The following is a 14,421-nucleotide window of genomic DNA, read 5'->3' as shown; positions in this document are numbered from 1 at the left end:
CTATGAGTAGAACGAGGGGGTGGGAAGCGTCTGGTTCAACGCCCAGTTGCCCAGCTCGTGAAGTTTGTAGTCCAGTGGATCGTGCAGGCTCTGGGTGCGCAGGTTGCGCCAGTAGCGGTCCAGGCGCAGCGAGGCGTGGGTCGCGCGGGCGCCGGTGACTTCGAACAGGCGGTTGCAGATGTCCAGGCCCGTGCGCGTCGCCGCCACCTTGGCCGTGGCGATGGCCAGGGCCAGCTGCCCGCGCTCTTCGGCGCCCAGGGCATGCTCCTTGCGCCAGGCTTCGTCGAGCAGTGCAGCGGCGCGCTCGACCAGCAGACGCACGCCTTCCAGGGCCACCCAGAACTCCCCGTAATGGCGCAGGGTGTAAGGGTCTTCGCTGGCCTGCTGTGCGCTGGAGCGGAACCACGGCCGGCTTTCCTTGAGCGTGTACTGACGGGCTTCATCCAGGGCACCTTCGGTGATGCCGAGGAAGATGTGGGTGAAGTGCAGCTGGGCGATCAGTGGGCGCAGACCGGCGAAGGGTGTGCTCAGCGGGCCTGGGTCCAGCAGCAGTTCGTTCTGCTCGACCCGTACCCGCTCGAAGGTGGCGCTGCCGCTGTCGGTCTGGCGTTGACCGATGTTGTCCCAGTCGCCGTGCAGGGTGATGCCGGTCCGGCCACTGGGAATGGCCGCGATCAGCAGCTTGCCGCCGGCGCTTTCATCGATGGCCGAGGCGATCAGCATCTGCGAGTCGCTGGCGCCGGAACAGAAACTCTTCTTGCCCGAGAATTCGTACCAACCGTCGAAGCGCTTGAGCACGGTGCGGGTGTCCAGCGGGTTCAGGGCATTGCCCCAGAACCAGTGCTGGCGCGCGGACTGCTCGAACCAGGGTTGCCACTGATCGGGACGCGAAAACAGGCGCACGGTGGCCAGCATCAGGTGGTGGAAGCCAAAGACGTGGGCCAGCGAGCTGTCCACCTTGGCGAACTCCCGCACCACTGCGAGGGTTTCGCTCCAGTTGGCGCCCAGGCCACCGAGCGCGGTGGGGATGCTCAACGTGAGCAGGCCACTCTGTCGAATGGCGTCGCGCTGGGCCTTCGGCGTGCCGCCAGCCTCGTCGCGTTCGACGGCGGTTTCGGCGAATTCGGCGGCCAGGCGGCGCGCGGTCTGCATCGGGCTGAGCGGGGCGGGTTGAGCGTGGATATTCATGCGATGTCCTTCGCGGCCAGGGCGTCCAGGCTGTGGGGTAGAGAGGGCTGGCTAGGGTGTGGAATGCGCTTGGGCAACGGCTGCCCGCGGTTCGTGCGCAGGCAGCCGCAACCGTCGCCACGGGTGATCGGTGATCCAGTGCTCATGGGAGGTCTCTCTAGGGATAGGTTGCAAGGGACAAGGCACTGGGCAATTGCCGTACCAATGCCGTGAAATCGCTGGCTAGGGGCAGCGCAAGGGGCGCCGGCTGTTCGTGGGCGGTCAACCTGTAGCGCCACTGTTGGCAGGGCGACAGTGGAGCAGCTGTTGCCAGGGGGGCACCACAGAAACGCTCCTCGACCACACCATGGACGGCCCGGCACCTGAGCGTAGGAGTGGAGGAGCGACATCACGGATCAACCTGCGAGGAGTTCAGGTCGTTATAGAGGGATACCGAAATTTTAAAAAATACTTAAAAATCCTATTTATATCTCTTTGTGGAATATGAAATGACCGCTGTTGTGCCGGCAACAGTTTCAGCAGGGTGTTGCCCGATGGACACCGCTCACGCCAGAGCGGCAGTGGAATGACCTTCACGCCCCATCCGCCGGCGCTTGGGCAACCTGCCACTGGTTGACCGTGCCGCGGTGAGGGGCTGCGCTCTTCACCTGCCCAGCGCGCAGGGAACGTATTCGCCTCTTGCCGTCTCGAAGTTCAAACCCCACCCGGAGATCCAACCCATGCAACCCGAAACAGCCGGTCAGGAAGAACAAGGCCCCAGCCAGGTGCCCTTCATCAACGATCCCCTCAAGCCCGCCAATCACGATGTGAAGCCGCTGGAGCCAGAAGACGAAGACCCCGACGTCGAAACGCAGTAGGCCCCCGTCTTTAGTCGACGCAGATCATGTCAGGGCTGTGCGCGGGTCTCCCAGAGTACCGGCCAGTCCTGGTCTCTCAGCCCCATGCAGGCATTCATCTGCGCGGCATGGGTAAGCACGAACTGTGCGCCATCGTAGCGCCAACTCGCGGCGGTGCCGCAACCCCCCATGCCCATGGCCAAGGCCAGGCTGGTCAGCTCACCCGTCTGCGGATCGAAGGCGACGCTGCCGTTCGGCTCGACATCCGGCAGCACGACGCCATCCGCGAAGGGCGCGGCCTTGACCTGTTCTGGCGCGTCGATGGGCGTCACATACAGCCGGTAGGTGCAGTTGTAGGCGCTGCAGCCGGTCTGCACGATGAGCAGCGCTTGTTCTGCGTTCAAAGCATGCACTTCGCCTTTGGGCTCATCGCCGTCCAGCACCTCGACTTGCCAGCTCTGGCTGCTGACATTCATGGCCACCGCACGCACGTGCTCTGCTTGGGCCTTGCTCAGTGCGGCGGGCGTTTTCCAGTCAGGCGCCAACGGCGCGGCTGGCGCGGCGGGCACGCTGCTGGCCGGTGCGGGGCCAGGCTTGGCCAGGGCGGTGACGGTGCCGACGCGGCCCTGCACGTCGTCCATCAGCAATAGCGCGCCGGTCAGGCCATTGAGTGAGGCCCGGGTGGGGTCGTCCGAGGTGCTGAAGGCCAGCTCACCCGCGTTGCGCAGCGCCTTGATGAAGGTCAGTGCATCCGCATCGCTCGCGCTGCGCAGTTCGGGAACGTCCGACACGTCGTAGTCCGACCGCTTGCGTTGCACCAGTGGCATGCGCATCGGTTCGCCATCGATCAGCGGGTCGCCGTGCACCTCGACATAGCTGAAGACGCCGATGTGCAGTGCACCGTCCGCCCCGGCTTTACGGGTGATGCGCAGGGGGAAATACAGCTCGCCTTTCTCGGCATGGGCTGGGCGGGTCGACACCGCGGTGCAGGTGCGCACGTTGTCGCACGTGACGTTCCAGTCCTTGATGTCGCGCGACAGCGGCGGGTCGTCGGCCGCGTGGGTAGAGCAAGCGGCCAGGCAGGTCAGCAGGGTGAGAAAGCGGCGCATGGTGGCAGGGAACCGGATCGGAGGGGAGCGCCGATTAGCGCATGAACGAACGCTACGTGCAGCGGGCGAGGGCGCTTCGCACAAGAAAAAGCCTGCGGCTCATAGCAAACGCTGCCGACCGGGCCCCTGGCGTGCAGCCGTCGTTCGGCCAGATGCCGTGCAAGGATGCTGCCTGCGCCGCCCTTGCCTCAGCCCTTGAGCAGCATCTCCCTTGCCAACCCCAGCCAGGCCTTGGCCGCGAACGACAGATGCCCCTCCCGCCGCCAGGCCAACGACACCTTCCAGTTCAGCGCCGGCGAACGCACCTGCGCCACGGTGAAGCGATCAGCCTCGAGGGTGTCGCAGAACACCTTGGGCAGCAGCGCGATGCCCACCCCCAGGCTGACCAGCGAGGCCATGAAATCCCACTGCCCGCTGCGCCCGCTGACCTTGGGCGTGAAGCCGGCGTCGGTGCAGGCCGCCTGGACCATGTCATTGAGCGCGAAGGCATCGCCATACAGGATGAATTCACTGTTCGCCAACTCGTTGAGCGCCACGCTGTCTCGTCCTCGCCAGGGCGAATCACTGGGCGCCAGCAGACATAACGGTGATTCGAACAGCGGCAGCGCTTCGAACTCCGACCACAGATCGCCGGCGCCGGCAAAGTCCAGCAGCGTGCCCATTTCCAGCACGCCTTCGCGCAAATGGCCGAGCGTGTCGTTGCTGCCGATCTCGAACAGCTTCAGTTCGATGCCGGGGTAGGCGGCGTGATAGGCCGCGAACACCGGCGCCAGAATCGAATGGGTCGAGGGCGACAAGCCCATGCGCAGCACGCCGTACTCGACCTTGTGCAGTGCCTCGACCTCGCGCCTCATGCGCTCGTGCACGGCCATCATCTCCCTGGCGCGCTGGTACACGATCTGCCCGGCGTCGGTCACGCTGAAGCGCTTGCCCTCACGGGCCAGCAGCGGCACGCCGAAACTTTCCTCCAGCAGCTGTACCATCTTGCTCACGGTGGGTTGGGTGAGGTGCAACTGTGTTGCGGCTCTGGTGAAACTCTGCTGATCGACCACCGCGACGAAGTAGCGCAACGCACGAATGTCCATGGTGCATTCCTGGTGTGCATGATTTTCATAACTTTAATTCATTTTTTCTTTGACCGCGTCAACGGTAGCCTTTCCCGCATTGAGTGAGTGATCAGGAAACCCGTCGATGTCGTCTCTCCCCCGTTTGAACGTCTCCAGCCCCGGCTCGCGATGGGCCAGGGCGCTTGCCCAGGTCGCGCTGTTGAGCCTGCTGTGGTTCGTGGCTGACCGCCTGGCTGCGCTGCTGGCGCTGCCCGTGTCCGGTGGCATCGTGGGCTTGGGGCTGCTGGTGGCGCTGCTGCTCACGGGCGTGGTGAAGCCCGCGTGGGTGGAGGCGGGTGCTGAGCTGATATTGGCCAACATGCTGCTGTATTTCATCCCGCTGGTGGTCTCGGTGGTGCAGTACACCGACCTGCTCGAGCACGAAGGCCTGAAGTTGCTGGTGGCAATTGGTGTGGGCTTTCTCTCGGTGATGGTGGTCACGGCCTGCGTGGTGGAGTTGATCTGTCAGCGAATCCGCAAACGCCAGTACGGCAAATTGACCCACGTGCGTCAACACCGCGGGGCACAGGGTGCGCAGGTGACGTCATGAACGACTCGCTGATCTCGCTGCTGTTTCTGCTCGTGACCCTGGCGCTGTTCTATGGCAACCAGGCGCTTTACAAACGCCATCCGCGGGTCTGGCTGACGCCCGCCATCGTCACGTCGATCCTGTTGATCGTACTGGTGCAGGCCACTTCTTCCAGCTACCCGCTGTATTTTCACGACACCCGCTGGCTGGTCTGGCTGCTGGGGCCCGCCACCGTCGCCTTCGCGTTGCCGATCTACAACAACCGACGGATCGTGCGCAAATATTGGCTGGCGCTGCTGGCCGGCAGCGTGGCGAGCATCGTGGTGTCGGTCGGGGTCACGCTGCTGGCGGCCCGCGCGCTGGGCCTGGACGAAGCCATCACGCGCAGCCTGCTGTCGCGTTCGGTGTCCACGCCCTTTGCGCTGGAGGCGACGGCGCACCTGGGCGGTACCGCGCAGCTGACCGGGCTGTTCGTGGTCATCACCGGCTTGTTCGGCATTCTGCTGGGTGAACTGATTCTGACACTCATCCCCCTGCGCACCCGCCTGGCCAAAGGCGCACCGCTCGGCAGCGCAGCCCACGGTTTTGGCATGAGCATCGCACGCGGTCTGGGTAACGAAGAGGGAGCGGTGGCCAGCCTGACGATGATTTTCAGTGGGGTGCTGATGGTGGTCGGCTCGCCATTGATCGCCTTGGCGTTGGCCTGAGCGGTAAAGCCCGGAGGGCGGGTCAGGCTGCGCGGTGTCTGGCGAACGCGTGCACGAAGAGCCTGCCGAGTGACGCTCGCTGTTGTCGAACATCTACCTGACCGTCCATCCACGGTCGCCCGAGCGAGCTGTCATGAAGAAACGTGATCTCCCGATAAAACACTGCGCTGCGTGCGGCCTGCCGTTCACCTGGCGCAAGAAATGGGAGCGCTGCTGGGACGAGGTGCGCTACTGCTCCGAACGTTGCCGGCGAAAACCACGCCCTGCCGCAGCCGACGTCTGACCGCTGCGCAGGTACGCTGTGTGGCAGGGCCAGCATCGTGGGTGAACTTTGCTCGCTCGAGCACTCAAAGTTGGCGAGACCCAGCCGCGCGCGGTCGCTGCAGGCCGCGCGGCGCTTCAAACCACCCGTTCAAGGATGCCCGCATGACCGACCAGCCTGTCTATTCTGCCAACGACCACAGCGCCGCTTTCCAGACCGCCATCGCCAATGCCCAGGCCACGTTCAAGTTTTTCTGGCGCGAACTGTCGTGGGAGATGCGCCGCATCGTGCCGGCATTGGAAATCGCGGCCGTGAAGATGTCGTTCCCGGTGGAGAGCGACGATCCACGGGCGCCTACCATCGAGAACATGTGGCTGAACGACATCGATTTCGACGGCGCCAACATCACCGGTGTGCTGCTCAACGAGCCGGAATGGGCCACCGGGTACAAGGTGTCGGAGTATGTGACCCTGCCAGTTTCGCTGCTCAATGACTGGATGTACGTGAGCCAGGGCACGGTCTGCGGCGGCTTCACCATCGATCTGATGCGCAGCGACATGGACGCCGCCGAGCGCGACGAACATGACCAGGCCTGGGGCATGGAGTTTGGCGAGCCGGGTGTGATCGAACTGGTGCCGGAGGGCCCTGATCAGCCCGCACAACGGCTGACGCGTGGCCTGGACACAGCGCAGGACCGGCTGACCCTGCAAGCCCTGGACGCAGGTGACCACCCGATGGCGCTGAACATGGAACAGAAGGTCGAAGAAGGCCTGCGCCAGCACCCAGGCATGGTCAGTGACACCGATCAGGCCGGCTGGCTGCTGCTGCACCGCGAAGCCCTGGCGGGCAACTTCCCCGTGGTACGCGCCTTGCTGCGGCACGGCGCCGATGCCTCGGCCCTGACCGCAGACGGGCAGACACCTGCACAACTGGCCGACACTGCCGGTTGGGAACGCGTCGCTCGCTTGCTGCGCGGCCAGGCCTAGGTTCAGTCGCCGCCTTTGAACATTCAGGGGCGGCGTATGGAGCTCAGGCTCTTACCCCAGCGGCGCGCGATCATGCAGCTGGGTCGCCAGTTCACGAATCCGCTGCGACCACGCCACCTTCGCCACCCAGTCTGCTGGCATGCCCGAGACCCCATACAGCGCGCCCGCCAGTTGCCCCGCCGTGGCGGCCACGCTGTCGGCATCATCCGCCAGGTTGGCCGCCAGCAGTACGGCATCGCGGAAGTTGTCGGTGTGCCAGACCGCCCACAAGGCCGCCTCCAGCGTGTCGACCACGTAACCGGACGAGCGAATCTGATCGCGGGATTTGGTTTTGTATTCGCCGGCATTGATGATCAGCGGGCGCGGCGACAGCGCACACACCAGCGGCGCCAGTGCGTCGTGTTTGTCCGCGCCATTGAGTGCCAGGTGCAGTTGCGCACCGAACAGCTGGCAGCACTGAATCGCTTCCTCCGCGCGGTGCGTGACCTCGCTTTGCGCCGCGCTGCCGTGCCAGGTCGCGCTCAACGAATGCCGGTGGAACAGGGCGGTCGGTGCCAGGCGGATCAGCGAGCCGTTACCTGCGCTCGACGCCTCGCGGTTGCCCGGCCAGTGCTTGCCCTGGACTTCCCAGCCGTGCAGGGCCTCGCGGGTCGCGTTGCCGATGTCGAAGCAGCGACCGTTGGCGCTGTTCTCACCGTGGCGATACCAGCGCAGCAACGCTTTGGCATAGGTGTCGTAATCGAAGGCGCCATGGCTCAGGTAGGTATCGGCCAGGGCCAAGGCCATGCTGGTGTCGTCAGTCCACTCGCCGGGTGCGAGTTGAAACGGGCCGCCGCCGACCATGTCATGCACGTGATTGCGGTCACGCGGCTGGAACTCCAGGGTGGTGCCCACGGCATCGGCGATGGCCAGGCCGAGCAAGGCGCCTTGGGCGCGGTCCAGGGCTTGAGCCGCGTCGAGGCGGCGGGCACCGGGCCTGGCGGTGACTGGGGCGTCACTGGCGGATGACGGCAGCAGCGCGTCATAGCGGCGGACATGCAGGCTCAAGGCCTCGGGTGTGCTGCGCAGGTCGATCATGGGTGTCCTTTCCGAAGGCGTGTTCGCGCAATGGGTACAGCGGTTTGTGTGCGCTACTGAGTGAATGTTCCTGCTTGAATCACTCGATGTGGGGTTCGTTGAAGTCGTTCTCAATCCTGAACAGCACTGTCGTGGAATGATGAGCCCTGCGTCGCCCTTGACTGCGCCCGGGCCAACTACGGAATCTTGCCCGCGGATTGGCGGTCAATGAGCCAGGAAGCAATCGAACGAATCGATAGTCAGTGAGTAGGCCATTCCGGCTTGTCCCTCGCATGGCGCATCAGGAACCTCGTCAATGAAATGGAATGAATCGGTGTTTATGCGTCAGCGTTGCCTGAGCGTTGTCATCCTGCTGAGTCCGAGCCTTGCCTTCGCCGCGCCTGCCGATGTCTGCGGCGACGCGCGCGCAGTCTTGCAGTGCGAAGTCGCGGGAGATGGGGCGTTGGCAGTGTGTGGCAGCTTCCAGGGCGACACTTTGCAGGGCTTGCAATACCGGTTCGCACGCAAGGGTGTTACCGAACTGGAATACCCCAACGCGGGGTTCTCGCTGAAAGACTTCAACGCCAATCACTATGTGCGCTACCAGGTGGACTACAGCCTCATCAAGTTCACCAGCGCCGGTTATACCTATGGCGTCTACAGCAACTACGACGGCGAGGCAGATGAAGCCCGCGTGCATACCGCTGGCGTGGCCGTGACCAACGCAGCGGGTGTCGAAGTGGCCAATAAACGCTGCACGAAGGTGCTGGTCGATGACCTGCAACAGGTCATCCCGCACCTGACCTGCGACCCCGATGACGCAGTGGGATGCCTGTGAACCAGCGCCCGCATCGCCCTTACTGACCAGGAGCAACGGTGTCATGAACACGTCGATCGAACGACTGCAACACTGGCTCGACGCCCACCTTCCCGACCTGCGTGAAGACCTGTCACCCGGTTGTTCGGAGGCTGCGCTCGACGCGTTCGAAGCGTTCATCGGCCGGCCCCTGCCCGAGTGTCTGAAGGCCCTCTACCGAACGCACGATGGCCAACGGTGTGAAGTCAATACCGGCCCTTTTTTCGGCCTCACCTTCTTGTCACTGGCCCAGGCCCGCGCCCACTGGCAATCCTGGAACGACATCATCGACGCGTGGACCCCGGAAGATCGTGATGAAGCCAGCGCGTTTTCACGCTCCGCCACGCCCGGCGCGATCAAGCCGCTGTACGCCAACCGTTACTGGATTCCCTTCGCCTACGATTACGGCGGTAATTACCTGGGTGTCGATCTGGACCCTGATACCCAAGGCACCGTGGGGCAGGTCATCAACTTTGGCCGGGACGAGGACGAGAAGTACGTGCTGGCCGACTCGTTCGGCGCCTTCCTGACGTGGCTGGTCGAGCAACTCGAGGGCGGCCAGTTCGTGCTGCGCGAGGAAGACGATGGCGGCATGAGCCTGAACACCCGAACACCGGAGACTTTCCACTTTCTCGATGCCGTGGCGTCGTTGTTCGCGGTAGCGCCCGGGAAGCCTGTGTGATGGGCAGCTTAGGGCCAGGGCGTGCTGAATGCGTTGTCAGTCACCACGCTCGAGGCCGCAGCGGTACGCCGGCCTGGCTGCGGGCGCAGCCCCCGCTGCGCAAATAAATGAACTCCTTTTTACGCTGCCCTCTCCATTGTGAAACCCCATGAGACAGGCGTGCGATGCTCCCCCACAGCCAGCAGGGCCATGGCCCGATCACCTTCGTGTTGATGCACTTCCTCGGCGGCTCACACCGTACCTGGGGGCCGACGCTTCCTTTTCTCGACCGCGAGTACCGCTGTATCGCCCTCAATACACCGGGCTTCGGCGATGCCAGCGAGGTGCATGGCTACACCGTCGAAGCGATGGCCGATCAGGTCGATGAAACCATTCGCCAGCTCAAGCTCGAACGCTGCATCCTCGTCGGCCACTCGATGACCGGCAAAGTGGCTGTGGTGCTGGCCGCGCGGCGCCCTGACTACCTCGAAGGCCTGATCCTGGTCGCCCCCTCGCCACCCGGCCCGCAGCCGATGAGCGAAGAGGATCGCGACCAACAGCGTGCCTACACCGCGTCGCGTGCAGAGGCCGAAGCCTTCGTCGATGACTCCAGCTTCCACCCTCTGCCCGAGGCGCTGCGTGAAGTCGCCATTGGCGATGCGCAGGCCCTCAACCTTGACGCCTGGCGCGCCTGGGTCGACCACGGCAGCCGCGAAGATTGGCAAGACCGTATCGGCCCGCTGCCGTACCCGGCGCTGCTGATCTGCGGCGCGGACGACGTGCAGGTGCCGGCTGCCGACGAGCAGCGGCGCACCACACTTGCCCACTTTGCCGACAGCACGCTGCTGACCCTCCCGGGTGCAGGGCACCTGATGCCCTTGCAGACCCCGCAGGCGTTGGCCGTACCCATGCTCGCATTCGCACACCGAATCGCTGTTCGTATCCCTGAAGGAGACCGTTGATGGACTTAGGCTTGAAAGACCGTGTGGCATTGATCAGTGGGGCAGCAGGCGGTATCGGCCTGGCCACCGCGCGTCTGTTGGCCGAGGAGGGGGTGAAGCTGGTGCTGACCGACCTTGATCAGGACAAGCTCAACAGCGCGGCCAAGGACCTGGCGGGCGAGCCGTTGCTGGTCGCCGCCGACATGACCCGGCAGGCTGAGGTCGATCAGCTGGTGCAGAAGGCCGAAGCGCATTTTGGCCAGGTGGACATCGTGATCCACACCGCCGGTGTCACCGGCGCCAAGGGTGATCCGCTGGCGTTGTCCGACGAAGACTATGAAGAGGCGTGGTCCACCGACTTCTTCAGCGCCGTACGCGTTGCCCGGGCCACCGTGCCTGCGATGCGCAAGCGCGGCTGGGGCCGGCTGGTGTGCATCACCTCGGAAAACGCGGTGCAGCCCTATTGGGAAGAGGCCGTTTACAACGTGGCCAAGGCCGCGCTGGCGGCCTTCATCAAGAACCTGTCCTACAAGGAAGCGGCTTACGGCGTGTTGTGCAACACCGTGGCGCCGGCGTTCATCGAAACCGGCATGACCGACGGCATGATGAAAAAGCGCGCCGAGGAAGAGGGCGTCAGCTTCGATGAAGCGGTCAAGAGCTTCCTGAAAGAAGAACGCCCCGGCATCGTCCAGCAGCGTCGCGGCCAGCCCGAAGAAGTGGCGGCAGCGATTGCCTTGCTGGTCTCCGAACGCGCCTCGTTCATCAACGGCAGCAACCTGCGCGTGGATGGTGGTTCGGTGCAGGCCGTGCAGAACTGACGCTGTTGGCCTGATGGGCGCTGGCTCGACAGGGCGTGGTGCGCTGCGCCCGTTGGGCAGGCTTGGCTGATCGCGAATGGTCGGCCATCGAAAAAGCACAGGTCGGCGCAACGCCCGCAGATGCGCCGCTACCACTGGATCGAAGCGGCCATCGGTCCATGACTGAGCAAACCTCAGGGCCAGGTGTACCGAGGCCGCCGGATCGCCCGACAGACCACTATCGATTTTGAATACTTCACCTTGGGGCCACGGCATTGGATGAACAAGTTGTAATCCCCTGCCTCTTTTGCGCGCCCTGAAAGTGGAGAATACTGGCCACCTCTTCTGATCAGGAACCCGCCCATGAAGCTCTACTTTGCCCCCTTCGCCTGTTCACTCGCCTCCCACATCACCCTGCGTGAACTGGCAGTGCCGTTTACCTTGATCCGGGTGAACAACCAGAGCAAACGCACCGCCGATGGCCGCGACTTCTACCAGATCAACCCCAAAGGCTATGTCGCAGCCCTCGAGCTGGATGACGGCACGGTGCTGACCGAAGCCCCAGCCATCTTGCAGTACCTGGCTGACCTTCACCCAGAGTCCGGGCTGGCGCCGGCCAACGGCACCTTGCAGCGCACCGCGTTGCAGGCCCAGCTGAGTTTCATCGGCAGCGAACTGCACGCCGGCATGAGCCCGTTGTTCAACGACGCCATTCCTGACGAGGTCAAAGCCGTGTTCCGCGAGCGCCTGGGCCGACGCATGGCCTACATGGAGCGCGTGCTGGCCGAGCACGATTACACCTGTGGGGAGCACTTCACGGTGGCCGATGCCTACCTGTTCACAGTGCTGGGCTGGACCGACCATTTGAAAGTCGATCTGAGCGCTTTCCCGGCGCTCGAGCGGTTCCGCCAGCGAGTGGCGACGCGGCCATCGGTCATCGCAGCCCTGCGCGCTGAAGCGGAGTCGGCGCCCGTCGCCTGATCGGGCCATGACGCAGCGCTGCATGGGTGTGGCGCTGCGCTCGGCCCCGGTGCTTGCACCGTGTGAGCGACAGAACGGCTAAAAACGATCCAGCCGATACGCATGCACCTGCGCCGTATCCCCGCCGCCCGCCAAACGCCCCACCCACTCCGCCGTCAGCGCCGCTTGCGTCAACCCCAGGTGCTGATGACCAAAGGCCAACAACACACGCCCCTCGCAGACACGGTCGATCACCGGCAGTGAATCCGGCAGGGAAGGGCGCATGCCCATCCAGGGCGTCGCGCCTTCGCTATTCAGTTCATCTTGGAACAGCCCGCTGCTCAGGCGATGCAACTGCCAGGCACGCGCCATGCTCGGTGGCGCGTCGAGACCGGCGAATTCGACCGTGCCCGCCAGGCGCAGGCCCCCGCTCATGGGGGTCATGATGAATTTGCGTTCCAGCGAGGTGACGGCGAACGGCAGGCGCTGGTGTTCATTCGGCAGCATCAGGTGATAGCCGCGTTCGGTGTCCAGCGGCACGCGCTGGCCGGTCAGGGCGGCGGTGAGGTGCGCCGAGTGCGCGCCGCAACAGAGCAACACTTGCCGGGCGTGCAGGGGGCCGATGTCGCTGCTGAGGCTCACCCCACCGCTGTGCAACTGCCCGCCGTTCACCTGGGCCTGGACGAAGCGCACGCCACTGGCCTGGGCCGCTTCGAACAGCTCGCACAGCACGCGGTAGGGGTCGATGAAGTGGCCGGTGCTGGGGAAGAACAGGCCGCCCAGTAACGCGGGGTTCAGTTGCGGCGCTGCGGCCTGGACCTCGCCGGCAGACCACAGCGCAACCGGCACCTCCTGTGCCTGCATGCGCGCCAGCAGAGCTGTCATCGCTTCCCGGGATTCCTCGCGCTCGAACACCAGCAGCGAGCCGTCCTGATGGAACAGCTCACTGCGTCCAATGAAACTCAGCAGCCGCTGCCAGGCCGCCAGGCTGCCCTCGTTCAGCGTGCGCAGGCCTGCAATGCTGCGCTGAAACGGCCCTGGCCGCAGGTTGAGCAGCAGCCGGGTGAACCATGGCAGGGCCTTGGGCAGGTATTTCCAGTCCAGGCGCAGCGGCCCCATGGGGTCGAGCAGCATGCGCGGCAGGCGTTTGAGGATCGACAGGTCGGCAATCGGGAACACCTGTTCGGTGGCCAGGTGGCCGGCATTGCCCCACGACGCACCGTGCCCCGGCGCCTGGCGGTCGACCAGCACGACCTGACAGCCTTGCCGGGCCAGTTGCAGGGCACAGGCGACGCCGATGATGCCGGCGCCAACCACGACGATATCGCTGACGGGAGTCTGCTCCATGCTCAGCCTTCCCGCTTGCCGTCGAGCAGGCGCCGCAGGTTCAGCGGGTTGCCGTGCTGGAGGGCGTGGGGCAGTAGCGCATCCGGGAAGTCCTGATAGCACACCGGCCGCAGGAAGCGCAGGATCGCCGCGGTGCCTACCGAGCTCGTGCGCGCATCGGAGGTGGCCGGGAACGGGCCGCCGTGGACCATGGCGTCACAGACTTCCACACCGGTTGGCCAGCCGTTGACCAGAATGCGCCCGGCTTTGCGTTCCAGCGTCGGCAACAGCGCGCGGGCGGCTTCGATGTCGGCATCGTCCAACTGCAAGGTGGCCGTCAGCTGGCCTTCGAGGTGCTCGGCCACCTCGCGGACCTGTGCATCGCCGGTGCAGGTGACCACCAGTGACGCGGCGCCGAACACCTCGGCTTGCAGGGCGGGGTCGGCGAGGAAGGCCTGCGCGTCGGTCACGAACAACTGCGCCTGGCCTTGATGAGGGCCTTGGGTGGAGTGGCCGCTGGCGGTCGTCCTGGCGTTGTCATTGGCGGCCAGGGCGTCGATGCCGTGCTGATACGCGCTGGCGATGCCCGGCGTCAGCATGGTCTGCGCGGCGCACTGTTTCACCTGTGCGCCAGCGGCGTCGATGAAGCGTTGCAGGGCAGGGCTCTGGCGGGCGATCACCAGGCCAGGGTTGGTGCAGAACTGCCCGGCGCCTTGGGTGAGCGAGGCGACGAAGCCTTGCGCCAGGCGCTCGGCGCGCGCCTCCAGGGCGTGGTCGAACAGGAACACCGGGTTGATCGAACTCATCTCGGCATACACCGGAATCGGCTCGGGTCGCGCCTGCGCCGCCTTGCACAACGCCAGCCCACCGCTGCGTGAACCGGTGAACCCCACGGCCTTGATGTGCGGGTCGCTGACCAGCGCAATGCCCACTTCATTGCCGGCGCCATACAACAGCGAGAACACGCCCTCCGGCAAGCCACACTGCTGCACGGCGCGCATCACCGCATGGCCGACCAGCTCGCTGGTGCCAGGGTGGGCGCTGTGGGCCTTGACCACCACCGGGCAGCCGGCGGCCAGTGCCGACGCGGTGTCGCCACCT

At 64.9% G+C, this 14,421-nt stretch carries 17 protein-coding genes; 10 read left to right on the top strand and 7 right to left on the bottom strand.

All coding sequences use genetic code 11. From position 1 onward, the window contains the following. Both RT028_RS08795 and RT028_RS08790 read right to left on the bottom strand, forming a co-directional pair. Nucleotides 1-1,188, bottom strand: a complete 1,188-nt coding sequence (locus RT028_RS08795) for an acyl-CoA dehydrogenase family protein (protein ID WP_312934324.1) — start codon at nucleotides 1,186-1,188, stop codon at nucleotides 1-3. Next, nucleotides 1,185-1,334 (bottom strand): hypothetical protein, encoded by a 150-nt coding sequence (locus tag RT028_RS08790; RefSeq protein ID WP_312934323.1) that lies wholly within the window; start codon nucleotides 1,332-1,334, stop codon nucleotides 1,185-1,187. The genes RT028_RS08795 and RT028_RS08790 overlap by 4 nt, the downstream gene beginning before the upstream one ends. Nucleotides 1,335-1,907: 573 nt before the next feature. On the opposite strand from RT028_RS08790, the gene RT028_RS08785 reads away from it, so the two are divergent. After that, nucleotides 1,908-2,045 (top strand): hypothetical protein, encoded by a 138-nt coding sequence (locus RT028_RS08785; RefSeq protein ID WP_312934322.1) that lies wholly within the window; start codon nucleotides 1,908-1,910, stop codon nucleotides 2,043-2,045. Between the two features lie 29 nt (nucleotides 2,046-2,074). Here RT028_RS08785 and RT028_RS08780 read toward each other — a convergent pair whose 3' ends face one another. After that, a complete protein-coding gene (locus tag RT028_RS08780) occupies nucleotides 2,075-3,133 on the bottom strand; it encodes a DUF1176 domain-containing protein (protein WP_312934321.1) in 1,059 nt (352 codons plus the stop codon). A 188-nt stretch (nucleotides 3,134-3,321) separates the two neighbouring features. Beyond that, the gene (locus RT028_RS08775; RefSeq protein WP_312934320.1) at nucleotides 3,322-4,218 is read right to left on the bottom strand and encodes a LysR family transcriptional regulator; all 897 of its coding nucleotides are present in this window, start codon (nucleotides 4,216-4,218) and stop codon (nucleotides 3,322-3,324) included. 106 nt (nucleotides 4,219-4,324) lie between these two features. Here RT028_RS08775 and RT028_RS08770 point away from each other — a divergent pair, with 106 nt between their 5' ends. The 4 genes from RT028_RS08770 (at nucleotide 4,325) to RT028_RS08755 (ending at nucleotide 6,723) form a co-directional block, all read left to right on the top strand. Then, nucleotides 4,325-4,789: a CidA/LrgA family protein gene (locus tag RT028_RS08770; RefSeq protein ID WP_312934319.1), complete on the top strand. Its 465-nt coding sequence runs from the start codon at nucleotides 4,325-4,327 to the stop codon at nucleotides 4,787-4,789. Beyond that, on the top strand, nucleotides 4,786-5,475 hold the full coding sequence (locus RT028_RS08765; RefSeq protein WP_312934318.1) for an LrgB family protein: 690 nt from the start codon (nucleotides 4,786-4,788) through the stop codon (nucleotides 5,473-5,475). The genes RT028_RS08770 and RT028_RS08765 overlap by 4 nt, the downstream gene beginning before the upstream one ends. 133 nt (nucleotides 5,476-5,608) lie before the next feature. Next, nucleotides 5,609-5,758, top strand: a complete 150-nt coding sequence (locus tag RT028_RS08760) for a DUF2256 domain-containing protein (RefSeq protein ID WP_312934344.1) — start codon at nucleotides 5,609-5,611, stop codon at nucleotides 5,756-5,758. Nucleotides 5,759-5,901: 143 nt separating this feature from the next. Next, nucleotides 5,902-6,723: a DUF2314 domain-containing protein gene (locus tag RT028_RS08755; protein WP_312934317.1), complete on the top strand. Its 822-nt coding sequence runs from the start codon at nucleotides 5,902-5,904 to the stop codon at nucleotides 6,721-6,723. Between the two features lie 51 nt (nucleotides 6,724-6,774). On the opposite strand, the gene tri1 is transcribed toward RT028_RS08755, so the two are convergent. Further along, on the bottom strand, nucleotides 6,775-7,800 hold the full coding sequence (tri1, locus tag RT028_RS08750; RefSeq protein WP_312934316.1) for an ADP-ribosylarginine hydrolase Tri1: 1,026 nt from the start codon (nucleotides 7,798-7,800) through the stop codon (nucleotides 6,775-6,777). 295 nt (nucleotides 7,801-8,095) lie between these two features. Here tri1 and RT028_RS08745 point away from each other — a divergent pair, with 295 nt between their 5' ends. From RT028_RS08745 to gstA, 5 genes are all read left to right on the top strand, one after another. Further along, the gene (locus RT028_RS08745) at nucleotides 8,096-8,617 is read left to right on the top strand and encodes a hypothetical protein (RefSeq protein WP_312934315.1); all 522 of its coding nucleotides are present in this window, start codon (nucleotides 8,096-8,098) and stop codon (nucleotides 8,615-8,617) included. Nucleotides 8,618-8,660: 43 nt separating this feature from the next. Beyond that, a complete protein-coding gene (locus tag RT028_RS08740) occupies nucleotides 8,661-9,317 on the top strand; it encodes an SMI1/KNR4 family protein (RefSeq protein WP_312934314.1) in 657 nt (218 codons plus the stop codon). A gap of 164 nt (nucleotides 9,318-9,481) precedes the next feature. After that, nucleotides 9,482-10,258: an alpha/beta hydrolase gene (locus RT028_RS08735; protein WP_312934313.1), complete on the top strand. Its 777-nt coding sequence runs from the start codon at nucleotides 9,482-9,484 to the stop codon at nucleotides 10,256-10,258. Next, a complete protein-coding gene (locus RT028_RS08730; RefSeq protein ID WP_312934312.1) occupies nucleotides 10,258-11,055 on the top strand; it encodes an SDR family oxidoreductase in 798 nt (265 codons plus the stop codon). Before RT028_RS08735 ends, RT028_RS08730 begins: the two co-directional genes overlap by 1 nt. Before the next feature lie 342 nt (nucleotides 11,056-11,397). Next, the gene (gene gstA / locus RT028_RS08725) at nucleotides 11,398-12,015 is read left to right on the top strand and encodes a glutathione transferase GstA (RefSeq protein WP_312934311.1); all 618 of its coding nucleotides are present in this window, start codon (nucleotides 11,398-11,400) and stop codon (nucleotides 12,013-12,015) included. 78 nt (nucleotides 12,016-12,093) lie between these two features. Here the strand turns inward: gstA and RT028_RS08720 are convergent, their stop codons facing one another. Both RT028_RS08720 and RT028_RS08715 read right to left on the bottom strand, forming a co-directional pair. After that, a complete protein-coding gene (locus RT028_RS08720) occupies nucleotides 12,094-13,341 on the bottom strand; it encodes an FAD-dependent oxidoreductase (RefSeq protein WP_312934310.1) in 1,248 nt (415 codons plus the stop codon). Between the two features lie 2 nt (nucleotides 13,342-13,343). After that, the coding region (locus RT028_RS08715; RefSeq protein ID WP_312934309.1) for an aldehyde dehydrogenase (NADP(+)) at nucleotides 13,344-14,421 on the bottom strand (1,078 nt) is incomplete at its 5' end.

It is taken from the genome of Pseudomonas sp. (assembly GCF_032058845.1).
Lineage (GTDB): Bacteria > Pseudomonadota > Gammaproteobacteria > Pseudomonadales > Pseudomonadaceae > Aquipseudomonas.
This window is presented reverse-complemented; position numbering and strand designations above follow the sequence as displayed.